This window comes from Bacillus cereus group sp. MYBK220-1 (genome assembly GCF_051916445.1).
Classification (GTDB): domain Bacteria; phylum Bacillota; class Bacilli; order Bacillales; family Bacillaceae_G; genus Bacillus_A; species Bacillus_A cereus.
In genome coordinates this window covers 72,105-91,484 of the sequence record NZ_JBQAGQ010000004.1, presented here as the reverse complement: position 1 = coordinate 91,484, position 19,380 = coordinate 72,105, and the positions used below count along the sequence as shown (strand labels likewise).

Here is a 19,380-nt window from a genome sequence, read left to right as displayed (position 1 = left end):
TCATTATATCACTCGAGGGGGCTTTCATAATGACATTAAATAAAGCACTTACTATCGCTGGTTCTGACACAAGTGGCGGTGCTGGTATACAAGCAGATTTAAAAACATTCCAAGAACTGGGCGTATACGGAATGACATCTCTTACAACAATCGTAACGATGGATCCACATAACGGTTGGGCACATAACGTATTTCCAATCCCAGCTTCTACATTAAAACCACAATTAGAAACAACAATTGAAGGTGTTGGCGTAGACGCTTTAAAAACAGGTATGCTTGGATCAGTAGAAATTATTGAAATGGTTGCAGAAACAATCGAAAAGCACAATTTCAAAGATGTAGTAGTTGACCCTGTTATGGTATGTAAAGGTGCAGATGAAGCATTACACCCTGAAACGAACGATTGCTTACGTGACGTTCTTGTGCCAAAGGCATTAGTTGTAACGCCAAACTTATTTGAAGCTTACCAATTAAGCGGTGTGAAAATTAATTCTCTTGAGGACATGAAAGAAGCAGCGAAGAAAATCCACGCTTTAGGTGCCAAATACGTACTAATTAAAGGCGGAAGCAAACTTGGTACGGAAACTGCAATCGACGTCCTATATGATGGAGAAACATTCGATCTTTTAGAATCAGAAAAAATTGATACTACAAATACACACGGCGCAGGTTGCACATATTCTGCTGCAATTACAGCAGAACTTGCAAAAGGAAAACCTGTGAAAGAAGCAGTAAAAACTGCTAAAGAATTCATCACAGCTGCTATTCGTTACTCATTCAAAATTAACGAATACGTAGGTCCAACTCACCATGGTGCATATCGTAAATTCGTTGTATCAAAAGAACTTGTCTAATATATAAATAAAAACACTCACAAGGTTCATACATTGCCTCTGTGAGTGTTTTTTATAAGCTTTATGTCTTCCGGTCATCTTATCTTTAAGATGCAGAGCTGACCTTATTTCTACCATTTCGTTTCGAGTAGTATAACGCATCATCCGCCGCTTGAATAAATTGCTCTGATGCCCCTTCATACTCTGAAACCCCTACCGAAACTGTAATTTTTATTTTTGTTCCATCTAACAATTCAAATGAATGTTTTTCAACAGCTATACGAGTTTGTTCCCCAACATGAATTCCATAAGCTATTCCTTTCCTTGGTATCAAAAGCGCAAACTCCTCTCCACCCTTTCGAAAAACCAAATCCGGAAATGCTGACATTTCTCGCAAAATATGCCCTACTTGTTTTAACACTTCGTCTCCCGCTGGGTGCCCATACGTATCATTTACATGCTTAAAATGGTCAATATCTATAAGTAGTAAACAAAGTGAATCATTTTTCAAGTGTTTATTACTAATATGACGATTCATCTCTAAATCAAACTGTCTTACGTTTCCTAGACCTGTCAATGCATCTATCGTTGCGTATTGCTTCATCGTTTGAAATAGCTCATTGGATTGTAAAACATAATTTGCACTTATGAATGTTATGTAACCTGTAATAATACTAGAAATTAAATATAATCCCACTATGTGGATCTCTTTAATTAACCATATATATAACGCTGGGATTAGAATAGATAAAATATATGCGTGTAACCATACCCACTTTTCCCCTAAAGAAAGCTTCATACGCGAAATAAAGATACTCCCTATTCCTATCGCAATGATTGTATAAAAGGCCACTTGAGAAGCTAATGAATAATCCATAAACAACAGTCTAGTTACTAAAATCATAATAATTGTTATGGTACTCGCTATCGGCCCTCCAATAATAACAGCTAGAATAACAGCTAAGTAGCGTAAATCCAATAGGATGGTACCAACACGAACACCGAAATACATTAGTAATATACCTAGTATCCCAGTAAAAATGCCTACTACACATTTCTGCCCAAAAGAGAATCCTTCTTTTAACGGCTTATCTCTTAAAAGCTGACCTCCAACAAAAATAAAGGAAAGAATAATTGTTGTATTTACAAATAAGTCCTTTAACATAAAATGATCTCCTTACTTTTCTATCTATCCCTTTCCTTACTTTATTGTATACGAAATCCCTATAATTCCCAAAGTTTTTATTTATTTTTTGCTGTTCCACGTGAAACAGCAAAAAAATAAAAAGGGCGAAAACTCGCCCTTTTTCATTAACAACAGCGTGATATTTTTCCACCCTTTGCGTTAAATCTTGTTTCTTGTGCCTCAGCAAAAAATTGCTTTTGACATAAAACCTCTTCTTCAGGATGATGCTTTTTCATATGCTCCACATATACTTCATAACTTGGTACCCCAACGAGCAAACTAATAAAGCGTTTTCTTTCCCTCCATACTTGCCACAGCTTTTTAAGCATAGTTCCTCGACTCACTTTCATCTCTCGGAATATATGGTGCCTCCTTTAACGGCATTTGCTTATTTCTTAATACTTGTATCCAAATTCGAAGTGCTGAAATTAACACAGCGATTACAACTATCATAAAAATCCCACAAAGCGCTGCATCAATATAATCATTGAAAATAATTTGCTTCATTTGAGCGACATTTTTAGCTGGCGCTAACACTTTTCCCTCATCTAATGCTCTCTGAAATACCTTTGCATGCGATAGAAATCCAATTTTAGGATTTTCATGAAATAGCTTTTGATACCCCGCCGTCATTGTTACAATCAGCAACCCGACAGTTGGAATAAGTGTTACCCAAACGTACGCCTTTTTTCCCATTTTGAACAAAATTGTCGTTCCAAGTAATAATGCAATACCTGCTAGCATTTGATTTGCAATACCGAAAAGTGGCCATAATGTATTAATTCCACCGAGCGGATCTATTACCCCTTGGTATAAGAAATATCCCCACCCTAATACACATAATGTTGTAGCGATTACATTCGCTAATGTAGAATCCGTTTTCCCAAATGGCTTATATACATGCCCTAAAATATCTTGAATCATAAATCGGCCGACACGCGTTCCGGCATCAATCGTTGTTAAAATAAATAGGGCTTCAAAGAGAATCGCAAAATGATACCAAAATGCCATCATGGCCGTTCCACCTATTACTTGTGAGAAAATATATGCCATACCTATCGCTAATGTTGGCGCACCACCTGTACGTGATAAAATCGTTTGCTCTCCAACATTTACAGCGAGATCTTTTAGTTCATTTGGTGTAATAGCAAATCCCCATGAGGAAATAACTTGAGCTGCCTGCGAGACATCTGTACCGATAAGTGCTGCGGGACTATTAATTGCAAAATACGTTCCCGGTGTTAATACACAAGCTGCAATCATCGCCATCGCTGCTACAAACGACTCCATTAACATTGCTCCATAACCGATTGGCTGTGCGTGTCCCTCTTGCTCAATCATCTTCGGCGTCGTACCTGATGAAACAAGAGCATGGAATCCAGACACTGCACCGCAAGCAATAGTAATAAATAAGAATGGGAATAAGTTTCCAGAGAACACAGGACCAGTTCCATCAATAAATTTCGAAACTGCTGGCATTTGTAAATCTGGTGCTACAATTAAGATACCGATTGCTAACCCTACAATTGTTCCAACTTTTAAAAATGTACTTAAATAATCACGTGGTGCTAAAAGCATCCAAACTGGTAATGCAGATGCAATAAATCCATATACAATAAGCATAATAGCAATTGTTTCACCACTAAATGTGAACATACTTGCAAGTGTTGGATTTTCTGCTACATACTGTCCTCCAACAAGAGATAAAATAAGTAGGATAATACCGATTACTGATCCTTCTCCAACACGACCAGGCCTAATATAGCGCATATAAACTCCCATTAAAATAGCGATAGGAATCGTTGCTGCTATCGTAAACATTCCCCAAGGACTTCCGATTAGTGCCTTTACTACGACCAACGCTAATACTGCTAATAAAATAATCATAATTCCTAAAATACCTATCATTGCAATTAGTCCTGTAACAGGTCCAATCTCATCTTTAATCATTTCTCCTAACGATTTACCATTACGTCTCATTGAAGCAAATAAAATAACAAAATCTTGGACAGCCCCCGCAACAACTACCCCAACAATAATCCAAATGGTCCCTGGTAAATACCCCATTTGTGCCGCTAAAATCGGTCCTACTAAAGGTCCCGCTCCAGCAATCGCTGCAAAGTGATGTCCAAACAATACCCACTTATTTGTTGGAACATAGTCTTTCCCATCATTTAATGTATGGGCTGGTGTTTGCCGATTATCATCTAAATTAAAAACCTTTCTCGCTATAAATCTACTATAAAAGCGATAAGCAACTGCATATACACATACGGCAGCTACTAAGAGCCATACAGCATTAATGGTTTCACCTTGTGATAAAGCTATTACCCCAAAAGCACCTGCTCCTACTGCTGTAATAACGCCCCAAAGTAAGATCGATTTCAATGTCTTCACATACAATTCCCCCAATACTATTTCTTAGTGGAGATTGTACTAAATTTTCTGAATATTTAACTTGAATCCTCCCTATCATGAAGGATTTTCAGTTTATCATGTTAAAATACTCTCATTATCTACTATAATTCAATGTTATTTCGAAGGCGTTTTACATAATTACGACTGACTGGAATCGGTTGCTCATCATACCTATCTAAATACAAATTATACGTGCCATTATAATAAGGTTTCAGTTCTTTTACATATGACATATTAATTAAATAGCTTTTATGTACACGTAAAAAATCATATGCATTTAGCTTATTTTCTAATTCCTGAAGTGTATATGTTGAAATATACTGATTATTCGTTGTGTAAATTGAAACAGTTTTATTTTCTTTATTTTTACTTACATATACGATATCTTCTGGAAGAATATATCGTATGCCCTCTTGACTTTCTATCGGTAGTTTTCGCAAATAACTCTTTGCTTTCTCACCTTGTTCTTTACCTATTTTATATAAAAGAAATTGTAAATCTTCTTCACGAAATGGTCGCAATAAATAATAAAATGCTTGGAAACGAAAAGCTGTAATAGATTCTTCTATGTTTTCACCTACAAAAATAAATTTTGTATAGCAATTTATTTCTCGTAATAAACTTGCATATTCAAAACCAGTACCATCTAGTAATTTGGAACTTAAAAAAACAAAGTCTGGTATATGTTTTTTCATCATAAATAAAGATTCTGTTCCTGTCTTTGCTTCAAAACATTCTACATTTCTCATATTTTCAGTGAAATTTTCAGCTAACTCTCTTCTCTCTTCTGCCTCTTCCATAATCAGTAAAATTTTCATTTCTTCAACCACCTAATTCTTTGTCCATATGTCCTGTTGTATACATTCGCTTTTATAAGAAATAATCCCTTTTTCTTACTATACCATTATTTATCTAAAAAAACAGAAAAAAGGAAACCACTTCGGTTTCCTCTCCCCCTTTATCCCGTACTAACTGCCTATAAAGAGCCGAGTAGTGTAGGATGATAAACGATCCAGGATACGTTTAAATTTTCACTTTATACTAATTCTCGTTGCTTCGTTTCCTGTCCAAGTATTATTACAGCGAATACACCAATTAAAATTGATCCACAGAAAATCGTAAATATTAATGATAGTGAAGCTTCTGAGGCAACTAAATATCCCACTAATAGTGGCCCAAGAATACCACCAATACGACCAAATGCTGCTGCCATTCCTGCACCTGTACCACGAATAACCGTTGGATACTGCTCAGGTGTATAGGCGTATAATGCTCCCCAAGCACCTAAGTTAAAGAAGGATAGTAACATACCTGCCACGATTAATACTGTTAATGAATCCGCAACCCCAAACAAATAAGCACTGCAAGCTGTCCCGATTAAATACGTAACCAAAACAAATTTACGACCGAGACGTTCAATAAACCAAGCAGCTGTGAAATATCCTGGAAGTTGAGCTAATGTCATAATAAGTACGTATTGGAAACTTTTTATTAAACTAAATCCTTTTAGCACCATTACACTCGGTAACCAAAGGAACATTCCATAATAGGAAAAAACAACACAAAACCATAGAATCCATAGCATAATTGTTGCTTTACGATATTCCCCAGACCAAACTGATTTTATATTTTCAATAACAGATGGCCTTTTTTCAACTTTTTGGAACCTTGGGGAATCCGGTAAATTCCATCTTAAATATAAAGCATATAATGCTGGAACTGCACTCAATACCATCGCAACTTCCCAACCATATTTAGGAATAACAAAATACGAGATAAGAGCTGCAATTAGCCATCCACCTGCCCAAAAACTTTCTAATAAAACAACAATTTTCCCACGCTCATGCGCTTCAACACTCTCTGATACTAGTGTAGAGGCAACCGGAAGCTCTCCGCCAAGCCCCATACCAATTAAAAAGCGTAAAACGAGAAACATCGCAAGTGTTGTTGTTAATGCAGTTAAACCACTACCGATAGAAAATAATAATAATGTAATAATAAAGACTGATTTTCGCCCTATTTTATCTGATAGTATCCCAAAAATAAGCGCTCCTACTGCCATACCGATTGAGTTAATACTGCCTATCCAGCCCATTTCTTGCGTACTTAATCCCCAATCCTTTTGCAAGGCTACCATTACAAATGAAAGCATTCCAACATCCATTGCATCAAATAGCCATCCAAGCCCAGCTATACCAAGTAGTTTGCGCTTCGAAATTTCTTTTACCTTGCCCACTAGAAGTCCTCCTCACACGGGTGTCTTTACACATAATTTTACACGTGTGAATTGTATAAGTAAAATACTTTTGTGTAAAAAATTCTCCTTCATCATTCCCAAAAAGTAAAACGTCTATCCCGATTGGTGAGAGCTAATAATCAGTGGGGATGCCTCACTGATTAAAGTTTCAATTTATTAAAAATGAACAAATAAAAAAAGCAGCGATATTTCGCTACTTTTTCGAACGCATTACTTCTTTTAAAAATTCCGCTAATACTAACTGACGACGCCAGCGTGTTGGATTACTGCATAATCTATAAAACCACTCTAAATGAATCGCTTGAATCCATTTTGGTGCACGTTTTACCTCTCCAGCCCATACGTCTAAACTTCCACCCACTCCAACAGCCATTTTCGTTTCTAAACGATGCTTATTGTTTTGGATAAAGTTCTCTTGTCTCGGGAAACCAAGTGCAACAAGTAATAAATCTGGTTTTGCTTCTTGAATGCGAGAAATAATATTCTCTTCGTCTTCTTGTTTAAAATAACCATCTTGTATACCGGCGATGGATACAGCTGAATATGTCTTTGTTAAATGATCTGCTGCAGCTTGTACAACATGCGGCTTTGCACCTAATAAGAAAACAGATACCGGCTTACTATCTTCTGATAACTTCGCAAGTAAATTACACATTAAATCAAAACCTGCTACACGTTCTTTTAAAGGTGTACCAAGCATCCCGCTTGCCTTTACAACCCCAATACCATCAGGTGTAATTAAATCTGTATTCAATAATGTTTGATAGAACTTTTCATCCTTTTTTGCGCACATAACAATTTCAGGGTTTGCTGTTACTACCTGAAACGTATGAATTCGCTCCGCTTCTAGTTGTTCTTTTAAATATTGGACCGTTTCATCCATTGTCATTGTAGAAAAAGGAACGCCTAGAATATCAACTGTTTGTACTGCCATAGTTAACTATCCTCTCTATCATTACAAGTTTTTCGCTATTAATTGCTTATATGTTTCCTTTGTATCTTCATATAGTTTTTGAAGTGAGAAGTTCATAGTAGCATGCTCATAAATATGTTTACCCATTGCTGCTAACTCTCCAGTTTTCCACTTATCATACGCTTCTTCTAAAGCTAATGCTAATGCCTTTCCATCACCTGTTGGCACAATCCATCCGTAAGTTTCATCTACGATTAATGGTTCAATTTCTCCAGCCCTAGTCACAATTGATGGTACGCGTTGATTTGCCGCTTCTAATAAAACTAGTGGGAACCCTTCACTATGGGAAGTTAATAAATTTACATGTGACGACGCAAATAATTGTTTTACATCTTGACGATGTCCTAAAAACTCTACTTTATCGTTAATCCCTTTTTCAGTAGCTAATGACTTTAGATTTTCTTCTAATGGGCCATCGCCAACTAATAATACTTTAATTTTCTCTAATTTTGTTTGTTGTAACGCATCGAATAAAACTTCATGTCCTTTGACAGGATGTAATCGTGCTACTTGGATTGCCGTAAATACATCTTCATCAATATTGAACATTTCTTTTTTATTATAGCCTTCTGCTTTTTCCTTATCGTATTCAATTCCATTATAAATAACATGCATCTTTTCATTTGAAATACCTAATGCTGCCAGGCTTTTTTTCAATCTATTTGTTACAACGAAAAATAAGTCTATATTTTTTAAGGCTTTCAAATTTAATTTCGTAAAAATCCAACCTTTTAAGCCCTGTTTAGTAAAGTCTTGAAATGGATCACTATGAATAGTCGTTACCCATTTTGCCTTTATTCTCTTTTTCATTAAAGAAACATAGAAATTAGCCCTAGGGCCATGTGTATGAACTACATCAAATTTTTCTTTATTAATAAATTCACTTATATTCTTTAAAATGGATAAATCATAGCGCGATTTTTGTGAAAACACATGGACTTTTATCCCTAACTCCCTTGCTTCCTTCGCAACAATTCCATCTTCAAATACTGCTAATTCTACTTCACCAGTTGGAAACTGATCGAGAAGTGAAATAATATGTGTTTTCCCTCCCCCATCTTCTGCTCCTGCATTCATATGCAATATTCTCATATTTTTTCCTCCTTTAAATCCTCGCTACGTTTCCATCTATTTTTATTTTACTGTACTAAAAAATAAAAGCTAACAAAAGTTAGCTTTTATTTTTATCATTCAATTTCTAGATCTACTATTAGATAAGCTAACACCACTACAAAGTAAATCCCAACTCCTGGTGCTGTTAAAATATGTCCTGCAATATAAGCAATACCTAACGCTAACAATAAGCTTGCTGAAATCATTCCATATTTTATATTGAATATGTCCTTAAATCTCGTAGCAAATGCTAGTAAAATTCTTAGCCCGTAATAAATAAATGGAATCATTAGTAATACAAAGCCAATAATCCCGAAATCATAAAACCAATCATGGAAGTCCATTTCAATTAGTTTTGGATCTGGCTGCTTTTGTTCATTGTATTTAAAGTTACCTGCATAACCCATTCCTAATAACTTTTGTGACATTGGCGCTTCTTTAAAGAACTGCTTATGTCTTTCTTCATATACTTGACGTCCACTGAAAATAAGATTTTCTTGATTTTCTTTCTTTTGCTCTTTCTCAAGCTCTTTCTTAACTTCCTCTTCTATCTTCGCCTTTTCTTCTGGCTTTTCAACTTTATGATGATTTTCTTCTTTTGCTTTAAGTTCTTGCTCTTTTTTCAGCTTCTCTTTAATTTCTTTTTCTTTTTGACCTTGCTGTGCCACATTTTGCTCTGATAAATAATTATTGTGAATACCCATATTTTGTGCTAATGGTGTTTGTTTAAACGTCCCAACTACACCAGCTAATAGGACCATAGCAATTACTGCATTAAGCGCAAGGGATTTTTTGTTCGGATTTTTTCTATCAAATAATAATTGTAGTACAATGATTCCGATTGCTGCCCCTAACGTAGCACCAATTGAGCCCATTCCAACTTTTGTACCGACTTGAATTAGCGAATAAATCATTAAAAGTGATGGAATCCAATATAAAATGTGTTTCCAGCTCTTTGTTTTTTGAATAGAATATAGTACCACAATAGGGAAAATAATAGCTAAGATTGAACCTAGTTCATTCCCTGCATAGAACCAACCTCGAGAACCAACCTTCATCCATTCATAACTACCAAAGTCAGTAGATGTTGAAATAGAAATAACCATAATTGCGTTAATGATTAATGTAGAATATACAATACTATTTCGAACCTTATCACTAATATTAACTGTCTTTTTCAATGATTTTAAAGCTAAAATGTATGATCCCAGCATGATATATATATATAATGCTTTCGCAACAAATTTAACCTCTTCACCAAGTACAATAGGATTTTTAACTAGTTTGTTATTAATAAACCCTATCCCTAAAACTCCGGCTAATAATATAAGATAAATTAAAAACTTTCTATTTTCCTTCTCTTTTGCCTGAATTAAAATGTAAATACCACCAACAGCCATAATAAGGAATCTTACTAAAATTCCAACGGTAGCATTTGACTTTAATAAAGTGATGCTAAGAGACGTTAATAAATCTAAAACAGGCTGTAAAATAATAAAAAAGAGCAAAAAATGCTCAAATCTAACCCTAGCTTGATTTGCTAACATTCCAAGACCTCCATACAAAATCTTAACATTATCTTTTAATCATAATTTTTTATCATTCAAACACACCTAGCAATTATAACATAACTCATATTCAAATCGAGAACTATTTTTCCAGCTAAAACTAGCCAGGACAAGTATTAATAAGTAATAAAAATCATCGTCCTTTAGCTATACTCCCCTATTTTTACAAAATCTATCTAACAACCATCCCCTTATTTTTGTCAGTATATACATATTTTTTTATCATTTTATACAAATATAAATATCTCACCTCTAATTGTAATATTTTACCAAATTAACAACATCAAAAAATGTAAAATTAATCTTTTCATATCTTTTTCAGATTACTTTATGGTTATTTTCCAAACATTTTCAAACGCTTTCTTTATGAATTTTATCCGTTTTTCTACATGTAGCGAAAAGTAATTGTTATTTCCAATACTTTAGTGTATATTTTTTCTCTGGAACATCTTTAAGAGGAAGGGATTAAGGCCATGTTATTAATCGATATATTTACGTTTCTTGGCATTATCGCCGCTGCCATTTCTGGTACATTAGTTGGTTTAAAAAAAGATTTAGATTTATTTGGTGTCCTTTGTTTAGCTGTAGCCACTGCGCTCGGCGGCGGTATTATTCGTGATATCATGATTGGTAACCTGCCCCCTGTCGCATTTGTAAAACCCATTTACTTTTTCGTAAGTGTATTATCAGCATTATTTACTTGTATGTTTTTTGAGCGTATCAATAAACTTCAAGTCGTTATTATGCTTTCTGATGCTGTTGGCTTAGGCGTTTTTACAGCTATTGGTGCAAATGCGGCAATGTCACATCATGTTGACGCCTCATTTCTAGTTGTTTCAATGGGAGTCATTACAGGTATTGGAGGCGGTATTTTGCGTGACATTTGTGCTCAAGATATCCCTTACGTATTCCGAAAAGAGATTTACGCAATCGCTTCTATCTTAGGAGCAATTAGCTTCCTAATCACACACGCTATGGGGGCGCACGTATTAGCTTTCTATGTTTGTTTATTAGTAACATTCGTTATTCGTGTCGTCACTGTAATATATAATGTGCATTTCCCTGTTTTCTTTAAAACACATGCTAAAATTAATAAAGGCCATTAAGAGAATTCTAGATAGAATTCTCTTAATTTATATACTATTCAACGAACTAATATAGAGTAATTATATATAAGCATATATAATTACCCTATATTAGTTTTAAAATTGAAAACGTTTTATATACAGGGGGAAGAATGATGCTTGGGGTTTTCAAAAAAAATATTAATAAAACAAATGCCAGTATAATCGAATTAAGTAAGAACCAACAAATAACTTTTAATGTACCTACTAATTCTGAATTAAAAATTCAAATGGATATGCTACATATTTCAAAAGAAGATTTACAAGTTGTAAAAGTACTACAGCCTTTTATTTATGCAGAAATTGATTGGATTACTGAAAAATTCTATGCCAACATTACAAAACAACCTAATTTAATTACTATTATTGAGCGTTACAGCTCTATTCCAAAACTAAAACAAACTTTAAAAACACATATTAAAGAATTATTCAGCGGCAATATGCATGAAGATTTTATTGAACAGCGTGTTAGGATTGCCAAAAGGCATGTACAAATTGGTTTACATCGAAAATGGTATACTGCTGCTTATCAAGAATTATTCCGCTCTATCATGAAGATTTTGCAAACAAAAATAACGACAATCGATGATTTTTCATATTCTATAAATGTTATAAATAAATTATTCACTCTTGAACAAGAACTTGTTCTTGCAGCTTATGAATCTGAATATGAAAGAATGCAAAAAGAGCATGAGAAAGAAAAAGAATTAACTGCTATGACAATTACGCATATCGCAACAGAACTAGCTGCTGTATCTGAAAAAACAAGCTCTTCTATTCAAAAACTAACCGCCAAATCTGAAACTATTGTAGAGATTGCTAAAACAGGTACATCATTAGCTACAACATCTGAAGAAAAAGCGAATAAAGGGAAAGAACAATTAAACCAGCAAAACAAACGAATGGGATCTATTCAAATGAATATGGAAACGATTATTACAGATACTCATGAACTTCTCAATATTTCTAACAAAATTAATGAAATCATAGATATTGTTAAATCGATTGCGGAGCAAACAAATTTACTCGCACTAAATGCTGCTATTGAGTCGGCACGTGCTGGAGAATTTGGGAAAGGGTTTTCTGTTGTTGCTGGCGAAATCCGAAAATTATCAGAGCAAACGAAAGAATCTATATTTAACGTTACAAAGCTCGTCGAAAAAACAAATGAACAAATTACTCGTGTCTCGTCTTCTGTGAAACAAATTAGCTCTCTCGTATCGGAAGGAACAGATAGTATGTCGGCAACAGATCGATACTTCCAAGAAATCGTAAAAGATATGTCTAACTCAAAAGAACAGAATAAGAAAATTGAACACGAACTACAAGCTATTTCACAAGTAATGAAAGGAATTCAAGATGATTCCTCACAAATGGCTCTAACAGCCGATAATTTGCAACTAGAACTAAATCGATAAGATGAAATTTAGTAGTCAAGCATACTTTTCATCTGTACTAACTACTAAATTTCATCTTCCATCAAAAAAAGAATCCAGAATGGATTCTTTTTATTTTCTGAAAAATATTTTTTGACAATACACATAACTCATATAAACACCAAAGCTCTGCAAAATAAACAATGCTGGCATAATTACATTGTAATATGCCATATCTACTTGGAAGAGCTTTAACAATACGTATCCACTAATTAAAAATAAGAACAACATATATCCCTCATTTTGTTGTTTCTTAATAAGGAAGTGTAATAGAGCTATAGTCATAAACAATGTTACGGCTATATATATCAATTTTTCATATTTGAAAAGAATAGAATTTATCCCCTCATCTGAAAACTGATTTATCATCGGTTCTAAAAGTTTAAATCTTTCTCCCTCAATCTCTTTTAACTTTTGATCAATATGCTCTGTTACACTTTGATTTTTCGATATTTTTTCTTCATGTTGCGTTTTTCCAATTAAAACAGATTGAACATACGTCTCATTCGCAATCGTATATTGTGACATTCCCATTGTCTTAATTCCATAATTCACACCAAAATGGGCACTATAAAATAGAATAAGTATCCCCATCATCTTTAGTAACACCTTTTGTTTCGTTGCTGATTGAAATACTTCGATTAATAATACATATAACGTGATAAAAATAGGAAGAAATAATCCCATTGGGAAAATCATATTACTAAATGCAAATAAAATCGCTGAAAACACCCACATATAAGGATGATCTAATCCTTTATATAAAAGTATGTAACAAGCAAAATAAAATAAAAATATTGCAAGTGACTCAGGAGTTAATACGGAACTCATGAATATATTTGGAATATACAGAGCATAAAAGATAGAAGCAATACGACCGCATTCTTCTCCAAAAACCATTGCTGCAATACGATAAATAAAAAATGCGGTTCCTGCGCAAAATAACACATTAAATAGTTGTAAAGCGAATAATGTATCACCAAATATACGAATAATTACTGACTCATATATAATAAAAGGCAAATGAGTTACAGTCTCTATATTATTACCAATTGCAATCTGCTTTGCAGACTCATACATCACTTTCATATCACCAATTATTGGAGCATCTACAAATAACAGCATACTAAGCCTCACAACTATAGATATACTTATAAGAAAAATAAGAAATTGTTTATCTGTAAAACGATATTGTAGAATTGATGCCACTAACAAAATAAGTATGACGAAAATTGCCAATATGATTGTTACACTTGTTGTACTTCCTCCAAAGAATTGCTTACTTGTCTCAAATGCTGCCCAACAACTATAAACAAAAAATGCGAACATCGCACCGATCGTAATTTTATTGAAGAAAGATGAAAAATTTGTTTGTATATGATTCATATGTCCATTGCACCTCTATTTCCATTCATAACAAAACGATTCTATCATGAATGGGTACACGGCTGATAGAGAATTTCTATGACAAATACATAGTCATTACTTTTTACTTGCAATGTAAGCGAATCCTCTTTTACACTACATTTTAGATAAAATAAATTTTCTTTCAGTTACATGAATACAAATACAGAAGTTTAAATACTACTCTTTTGGACTACACTTTACTTCATTAAATATCTAATATGAGTACTAAGCTTACACATATTATTCTGATTGAAAACAGACTATAGGGGCTGAATATATGGAAAAGAAATTCATGCGAGAATCTAAAGCAATTAAGACAACACGTGTTTTTCCTAACGATTTAAATAATCACCAAACACTTTTTGGGGGGAAATTATTAGCAGAAATTGATAGTATTGCTTCAATTGCGGCTGCAAGACATAGTCGTAAACATTGCGTAACAGCATCTATTGATTCAGTTGATTTTTTAACTCCAATTCACCAAGCTGATTCTGTTTGTTATGAAGCATTCGTATGTTATACAGGGAAATCTTCAATGGAAGTTTTCGTAAAAGTAATTGCAGAAAATTTATTAGCCGGCGAGCGTAGAATTGCTGCTACTTGCTTCATTACATTTGTAGCAATAAAAGATGGAAAACCTTCGTCCGTACCACAAGTACTACCTGAAACTGAGGAAGAACATTGGTTATACACAACCGGTTCAGAACGTGCGGAAAATAGAAAAAAAGGACGTTTAAAAAGCAAAGAAATGGCTGAGGTTTTAACTTTAAATAAACCTTGGAATATTTAATACAATACTCTTCCATATACATGCACAGATTTTTTCTTCCTTGCATGTATTTTTTTATACAAAATATCACCTCTTACCATTTTATTCTCAATCTGTTCTCCTAAATCACGCACCAGCTTTTCCTTTATTTTGTTATACTGTTAATGGTATATTAAATAAAGTTCGTTTAAAAATAACCATAATATGATTAAGTATATAAGGGATGGTGCGGTAATGACTATTGAAGTACCAATTTCAATACCAAAAACGTTAATTATTATTCCAGCGTATAACGAGGAAGAAGCAATTGCAGATACATTAACAAGACTATTAAAACTAAAACAGCATTTTACAGGATTAAGCATTTGTGTTATTAATGATGGATCACACGATAAAACAGCTCAAATCGTACAAGATTTTCCTGTTCACCTTGTGAATTTACCATATAACCTAGGTATTGGCTCAGCTGTACAAACTGGATATAAATACGCATATGAGAACGGATATGATATTGCGATTCAGTTCGATGCTGATGGACAACATAATCCAGATGATTTATATAAAATTATAAAGCCAATCGCTGAAGATGAATGCGATATGGTGCTAGGGTCACGTTTTACAGAAAAAACAGCATATAAAGGTAGTATTTCCAGAAGGATCGGTATTTTTTATTTTACTGCCCTATTGAAAGTACTAACAAAACAAACATTTATGGATCCAACTTCTGGATATCGTGCTATCAATCGAGAAGTAATTAAAATTTTTGCACACAACTATCCAAAAGATTATCCAGAACCAGAAGTTCTTATTCATTTAAAAAAGAAAAAACTTCGTATTAATGAAATATCTGTAAATATGCAAGAGCGACAAGGTGGACAATCTTCTATCACACCTTTTAAATCTGCATATTACATGATTAAAGTAAGTCTTGCTATATTGATGCAAAAAATCGTGAAAGGTTGATAATAAATGCCTATAATTACCTTTTCATTCATCTTTATTTTATTATTATTATTATTAATTATTAATTCCATTCGCCGTGGAACTTTAGAAACGAAATATGCTGTTTTATGGATTTTCGTTTGTATTGCAATGGCTATTTTAAGTTCTACCGATAAAATTATAAACTGGATTGGAAAACTATTAAAAGTAGAATATCCCCCTTCCATTTTATTCTTATTTGGACTATTATTCTGTTTCATCTTAATTTTTGACCTAACAAGAAAAATTTCTAAACAACATCATCAACTTGTAACATTAACGCAAGATTATGCGTTACTAAAGCAAAAATTAAATGCAACTGAGCCAGACAAAGACTAACCTAATATTTCATAGCTAATATAAAAAACCTCTTAATTTATTGCAAAAATTAAGAGGTTTTTTATTCTTAATAATAATTTATTCGCCTTCACAATCGTTACGATAGATACATCCTACTTAACTAATAAGTTAAAATGACATGAATAAGAAGTTATATGCAATAGACATGATAAAGCTGTTTGAAATACGAGAATTAACCATAAGAATCTAACTTCCCGCCACCTTTTTAATAGAAAGTTGATTTACAAAGTTTATATGCGTTAAACTTATACAGATGTTCTTGTAATCTTCTTCCTTTCAAAAGGCTTGTATATATGATGCAAGACATAAAAAACTTGAGGAGATAAAAATTCTATGATGGAACAAAAGCAACTTGTTTCTGTTGTCATACCCCTGTATAACACGGAAAAATATATTGAAGAAACGATGCAGTCAATACTAGATCAAACATATAAAAATATCGAAATTGTAATTGTAGATGATGGAAGTAAAGATCAATCACCTTCTATTGTGAAAAACCTTGCTGAAAAATATCCAGGGCAAGTAAAATACGTTCATCAAAAAAACCAAGGTGTTTCAGTAGCTCGTAATACGGGTATTGAAAATGCTAGCGGAGAATATGTCGCTTTTCTTGATAGCGATGACTTATGGCATCCAACTAAAATTGAGAAGCAAGTCGAAAGTATGCATAAAAACAACATGGACGCTTGCTATTGTGGTTATATGAATTTCTACGAAGAAACAGGCGAGAAGGTTGAACATACAACAAACTTTATTAAAGGTGATATGGCAAAAGCATTCCTAACGCATCAAGTTGTTGCTCAAACAAGTACTTGGATTTTCAAACGATCCATCGTAATGGATCATAACATTCGTTTTACACCAGAATGTAGTTGGGGCGAAGATTTAGAGTTTTTATTTAAACTTATGAGTGTGACAAATGTATGTTATGTCCATGAATACTTAACTTATTATAGAATCTTATCAGAAGGAAATCTTTCTTCTAAGTATAAAGATTATGAATTAAAAACGACAAAAGAGCTGGAAGTATTCAATCGTATGAAGGAATGGGTACATAATAAATCTCAAGATTTCATTACAAAAGATTCTCAGTTACTTATTGAAATTCTTGAGACTTATTTATTCCCTTATACAGTCATCAATAACGCTTGTATATATATTAAAGAAAACTCTCAATTAGATAAATCACAAGTTCAATTAATCAAAAAAGATATAAAGAAATATTGCCGTAAAATCTATTCAAAGAATGGAAAACGTAGTAAAAAACTATATGCAATGCTTTGGTTTGTACGAATTAAATTTCTGTTTTCTTAAACTGAAAATATAACGATACTCTCTCTTTCTGTGAACAAATCAAATTTACAAATAGGACAAGCTAACCGGGTCCTAAAGAATAGAAAGGTCTTTTCTCATGAAAACAAATAAAATTCTAAAAAACGCATCCTACCTGTTTGTAGGAAACATTACTGTCCGTTTTGTACTGGCTATTGCAACAATTTTCTTTGCAAGGTATGTTTCTCCAAGTGATTACGGTATGTTTACAACTGCGTTAGCAGTTTCAGCTGTTATTTGTTACTTTACAGATGCAGGTTTAACACATACGTTTATGCGTGAAGGAACGAGAAGCGATGCTAATATTAGCGTGCTAATAAGTAGTTACTTACGTATTCGTTTAATATTAGCTATCGTAATTTCTGTACTTTTCGCTATTTTTGCCCAGTTCTTCTATCCCGATGCTTACTTACGCGCGATGGTATATTGGGTTGTTCTACCAACAATGTTCGGAGCAACCTTACAAGGTGTTGGAATGGCTTACTTCCAAGTAACAGAACGCATGCAATTTACAGCTATTATTTCTGTACTACAAGGTGTAACTGCTGCTGCTGCCCTATTACTAGGGATGTCTTTCCAATGGTCACTTATGATGGTTGCTGCCATGTACGGGGTATCTAGTCTTGTAACAGGTGTTATCGCCTTTATAATGACAATACGTTATACGAAGGTCCATAAGGGTTGGGATAAAGGCATTTTAGATCAACTACTTATTTTTACAATCAATGGCATCATCATTATGCTCTTACCACAATTGGGCCCTATTATATTAGAAAAGGTTTCAACATATAAGCAAGTTGGATTCTTTGGTGCTGCATCTAAAATACCTGCTGTACTATATCAAATACCTGGGGTAATTGCAGCGGCCTTTTATCCAAGGCTTTTTGCTTTTGGTAATGAGAAAAATATTGAAGAACATAGAAAATTATCAAGTTTTGAATTAAAACTTATGTCTTTTTTAGGAATGGGAATTTCTATCCCCTTTATTGCGGATCCAAGTTTCTGGATTGTTAGTTTATTAGGAGAAGAATACGCTCCCGCCGGTGACGCTCTTGCTATTCTAGCGTTTATGGTTATTTTACAATCAATTAACTATCCACTAGCCGATAATTTAACAACGATTGGCCAGCAATGGAAACGTGCAACAACAATGACTATTGGATTAGTTGTTGCCATCATAGGTTATATTGTATTAGGTAGTAAATATGGAATGATGGGGGCAGCTGCCGCAGCTATCCTTACCGAAATTACACTATTAATCGGATTTACCCTCTTTATTCGTAAAGGCATGCAATTATTAGTTAAAGGAATTATATTTAATTCCTTAGCCTTTATTATTAGTTACGGTATATACCGAATTGCATTAATCAACTTACCGCCACTAATTGCTTTAACTCTTACTGGTATACTATACGGTATAATTGGAATTGGAATTGATCCTCAAATACGTGGATTTGTTTTAGGGTTTATAAAACAAAAGCTCATTCGCAAACATGCTTAAAAGCAAAAAGCTTTTCCTATTTAAAAATGGAAAAGCTTTTTGCTTTTTTTATATACCATCATTTTTCTTCAGTAAAAAAATGCTATATATTCCAGCTCAAATTGACTTACTTTCTGAAAATG

Annotated in this window: 17 protein-coding genes and 1 pseudogene; 9 read left to right on the top strand and 9 right to left on the bottom strand. The window is 33.6% G+C overall.

All coding sequences use genetic code 11. The features are described 5' to 3' along the window. The first annotated feature begins 29 nt into the window (after positions 1 to 29). Positions 30 to 854, top strand: coding sequence for a pyridoxine/pyridoxal/pyridoxamine kinase (gene pdxK, locus ACTFRU_RS18090; RefSeq protein ID WP_440037738.1), 825 nt, complete (start codon positions 30 to 32; stop codon positions 852 to 854). 85 nt (positions 855 to 939) lie between these two features. Here the strand turns inward: pdxK and ACTFRU_RS18085 are convergent, their stop codons facing one another. The 8 genes from ACTFRU_RS18085 to ACTFRU_RS18050 form a co-directional block, all read right to left on the bottom strand. After that, positions 940 to 1,998: a GGDEF domain-containing protein gene (locus ACTFRU_RS18085; RefSeq protein ID WP_000910190.1), complete on the bottom strand. Its 1,059-nt coding sequence runs from the start codon at positions 1,996 to 1,998 to the stop codon at positions 940 to 942. Between the two features lie 146 nt (positions 1,999 to 2,144). Continuing rightward, complete coding sequence (locus tag ACTFRU_RS18080; RefSeq protein WP_440037737.1) at positions 2,145 to 2,348, bottom strand: YbdD/YjiX family protein; 204 nt, start codon at positions 2,346 to 2,348, stop codon at positions 2,145 to 2,147. Further along, positions 2,341 to 4,416: a carbon starvation protein CstA gene (cstA, locus tag ACTFRU_RS18075; RefSeq protein WP_440037736.1), complete on the bottom strand. Its 2,076-nt coding sequence runs from the start codon at positions 4,414 to 4,416 to the stop codon at positions 2,341 to 2,343. The genes ACTFRU_RS18080 and cstA overlap by 8 nt, the downstream gene beginning before the upstream one ends. Positions 4,417 to 4,538: 122 nt before the next feature. After that, the gene (locus tag ACTFRU_RS18070; RefSeq protein ID WP_000698256.1) at positions 4,539 to 5,255 is read right to left on the bottom strand and encodes a LytR/AlgR family response regulator transcription factor; all 717 of its coding nucleotides are present in this window, start codon (positions 5,253 to 5,255) and stop codon (positions 4,539 to 4,541) included. Between the two features lie 218 nt (positions 5,256 to 5,473). After that, a complete protein-coding gene (locus ACTFRU_RS18065; protein ID WP_000521077.1) occupies positions 5,474 to 6,673 on the bottom strand; it encodes an MFS transporter in 1,200 nt (399 codons plus the stop codon). Positions 6,674 to 6,887: 214 nt separating this feature from the next. Next, entirely contained in the window at positions 6,888 to 7,628 is a 741-nt protein-coding gene (locus ACTFRU_RS18060; RefSeq protein WP_000290745.1) for a WecB/TagA/CpsF family glycosyltransferase, read from the bottom strand. Between the two features lie 21 nt (positions 7,629 to 7,649). Continuing rightward, entirely contained in the window at positions 7,650 to 8,759 is a 1,110-nt protein-coding gene (locus ACTFRU_RS18055) for a glycosyltransferase family 4 protein (protein ID WP_001221227.1), read from the bottom strand. A 95-nt stretch (positions 8,760 to 8,854) separates the two neighbouring features. After that, positions 8,855 to 10,327 (bottom strand): O-antigen ligase family protein, encoded by a 1,473-nt coding sequence (locus ACTFRU_RS18050; RefSeq protein WP_000880755.1) that lies wholly within the window; start codon positions 10,325 to 10,327, stop codon positions 8,855 to 8,857. Between the two features lie 494 nt (positions 10,328 to 10,821). On the opposite strand from ACTFRU_RS18050, the gene ACTFRU_RS18045 reads away from it, so the two are divergent. The 3 genes and pseudogenes from ACTFRU_RS18045 to ACTFRU_RS18035 all read left to right on the top strand — a co-directional run bounded on the left by ACTFRU_RS18045 (position 10,822) and on the right by ACTFRU_RS18035 (position 12,890). Next, the gene (locus ACTFRU_RS18045; RefSeq protein WP_000924371.1) at positions 10,822 to 11,454 is read left to right on the top strand and encodes a trimeric intracellular cation channel family protein; all 633 of its coding nucleotides are present in this window, start codon (positions 10,822 to 10,824) and stop codon (positions 11,452 to 11,454) included. A 131-nt stretch (positions 11,455 to 11,585) separates the two neighbouring features. Continuing rightward, positions 11,586 to 12,134, top strand: a pseudogene (locus ACTFRU_RS18040) (protoglobin family protein); the annotation flags it as partial. A gap of 15 nt (positions 12,135 to 12,149) precedes the next feature. Beyond that, positions 12,150 to 12,890, top strand: a complete 741-nt coding sequence (locus tag ACTFRU_RS18035; protein WP_370512974.1) for a methyl-accepting chemotaxis protein — start codon at positions 12,150 to 12,152, stop codon at positions 12,888 to 12,890. A 90-nt stretch (positions 12,891 to 12,980) separates the two neighbouring features. Here ACTFRU_RS18035 and ACTFRU_RS18030 read toward each other — a convergent pair whose 3' ends face one another. Next, a complete protein-coding gene (locus ACTFRU_RS18030; protein ID WP_016123908.1) occupies positions 12,981 to 14,294 on the bottom strand; it encodes an ArnT family glycosyltransferase in 1,314 nt (437 codons plus the stop codon). A gap of 298 nt (positions 14,295 to 14,592) precedes the next feature. Between ACTFRU_RS18030 and ACTFRU_RS18025 the strand changes: the two genes are divergently transcribed. From ACTFRU_RS18025 to ACTFRU_RS18005, 5 genes are all read left to right on the top strand, one after another. Further along, a complete protein-coding gene (locus ACTFRU_RS18025; RefSeq protein WP_000412123.1) occupies positions 14,593 to 15,105 on the top strand; it encodes an acyl-CoA thioesterase in 513 nt (170 codons plus the stop codon). Positions 15,106 to 15,318: 213 nt separating this feature from the next. Further along, the gene (locus ACTFRU_RS18020; RefSeq protein WP_000151539.1) at positions 15,319 to 16,047 is read left to right on the top strand and encodes a glycosyltransferase family 2 protein; all 729 of its coding nucleotides are present in this window, start codon (positions 15,319 to 15,321) and stop codon (positions 16,045 to 16,047) included. Between the two features lie 6 nt (positions 16,048 to 16,053). After that, entirely contained in the window at positions 16,054 to 16,404 is a 351-nt protein-coding gene (locus tag ACTFRU_RS18015; protein WP_001121774.1) for a DUF2304 domain-containing protein, read from the top strand. A 354-nt stretch (positions 16,405 to 16,758) separates the two neighbouring features. Further along, positions 16,759 to 17,739, top strand: a complete 981-nt coding sequence (locus ACTFRU_RS18010) for a glycosyltransferase family 2 protein (protein WP_000970530.1) — start codon at positions 16,759 to 16,761, stop codon at positions 17,737 to 17,739. A gap of 97 nt (positions 17,740 to 17,836) precedes the next feature. Next, on the top strand, positions 17,837 to 19,258 hold the full coding sequence (locus ACTFRU_RS18005) for an oligosaccharide flippase family protein (protein ID WP_440037735.1): 1,422 nt from the start codon (positions 17,837 to 17,839) through the stop codon (positions 19,256 to 19,258). Positions 19,259 to 19,380 lie beyond the last annotated feature (122 nt).

Bases quoted from the DNA above. Each gene is read 5' to 3' on its own strand.
- ACTFRU_RS18070 (WP_000698256.1), bottom strand. From the start codon at position 5,255: ATGAAAATTTTACTGATTATGGAAGAGGCAGAAGAGAGAAGAGAGTTA.
- ACTFRU_RS18025 (WP_000412123.1), top strand. From the start codon at position 14,593: ATGGAAAAGAAATTCATGCGAGAATCTAAAGCAATTAAGACAACACGT.
- ACTFRU_RS18010 (WP_000970530.1), top strand. From the start codon at position 16,759: ATGATGGAACAAAAGCAACTTGTTTCTGTTGTCATACCCCTGTATAAC.
- pdxK (WP_440037738.1), top strand. From the start codon at position 30: ATGACATTAAATAAAGCACTTACTATCGCTGGTTCTGACACAAGTGGC.
- ACTFRU_RS18030 (WP_016123908.1), bottom strand. From the start codon at position 14,294: ATGAATCATATACAAACAAATTTTTCATCTTTCTTCAATAAAATTACG.
- ACTFRU_RS18050 (WP_000880755.1), bottom strand. From the start codon at position 10,327: ATGTTAGCAAATCAAGCTAGGGTTAGATTTGAGCATTTTTTGCTCTTT.
- ACTFRU_RS18055 (WP_001221227.1), bottom strand. From the start codon at position 8,759: ATGAGAATATTGCATATGAATGCAGGAGCAGAAGATGGGGGAGGGAAA.
- ACTFRU_RS18020 (WP_000151539.1), top strand. From the start codon at position 15,319: ATGACTATTGAAGTACCAATTTCAATACCAAAAACGTTAATTATTATT.
- ACTFRU_RS18045 (WP_000924371.1), top strand. From the start codon at position 10,822: ATGTTATTAATCGATATATTTACGTTTCTTGGCATTATCGCCGCTGCC.
- ACTFRU_RS18085 (WP_000910190.1), bottom strand. From the start codon at position 1,998: ATGTTAAAGGACTTATTTGTAAATACAACAATTATTCTTTCCTTTATT.
- ACTFRU_RS18080 (WP_440037737.1), bottom strand. From the start codon at position 2,348: ATGCTTAAAAAGCTGTGGCAAGTATGGAGGGAAAGAAAACGCTTTATT.
- ACTFRU_RS18035 (WP_370512974.1), top strand. From the start codon at position 12,150: ATGCAAAAAGAGCATGAGAAAGAAAAAGAATTAACTGCTATGACAATT.
- ACTFRU_RS18060 (WP_000290745.1), bottom strand. From the start codon at position 7,628: ATGGCAGTACAAACAGTTGATATTCTAGGCGTTCCTTTTTCTACAATG.
- ACTFRU_RS18005 (WP_440037735.1), top strand. From the start codon at position 17,837: ATGAAAACAAATAAAATTCTAAAAAACGCATCCTACCTGTTTGTAGGA.
- ACTFRU_RS18015 (WP_001121774.1), top strand. From the start codon at position 16,054: ATGCCTATAATTACCTTTTCATTCATCTTTATTTTATTATTATTATTA.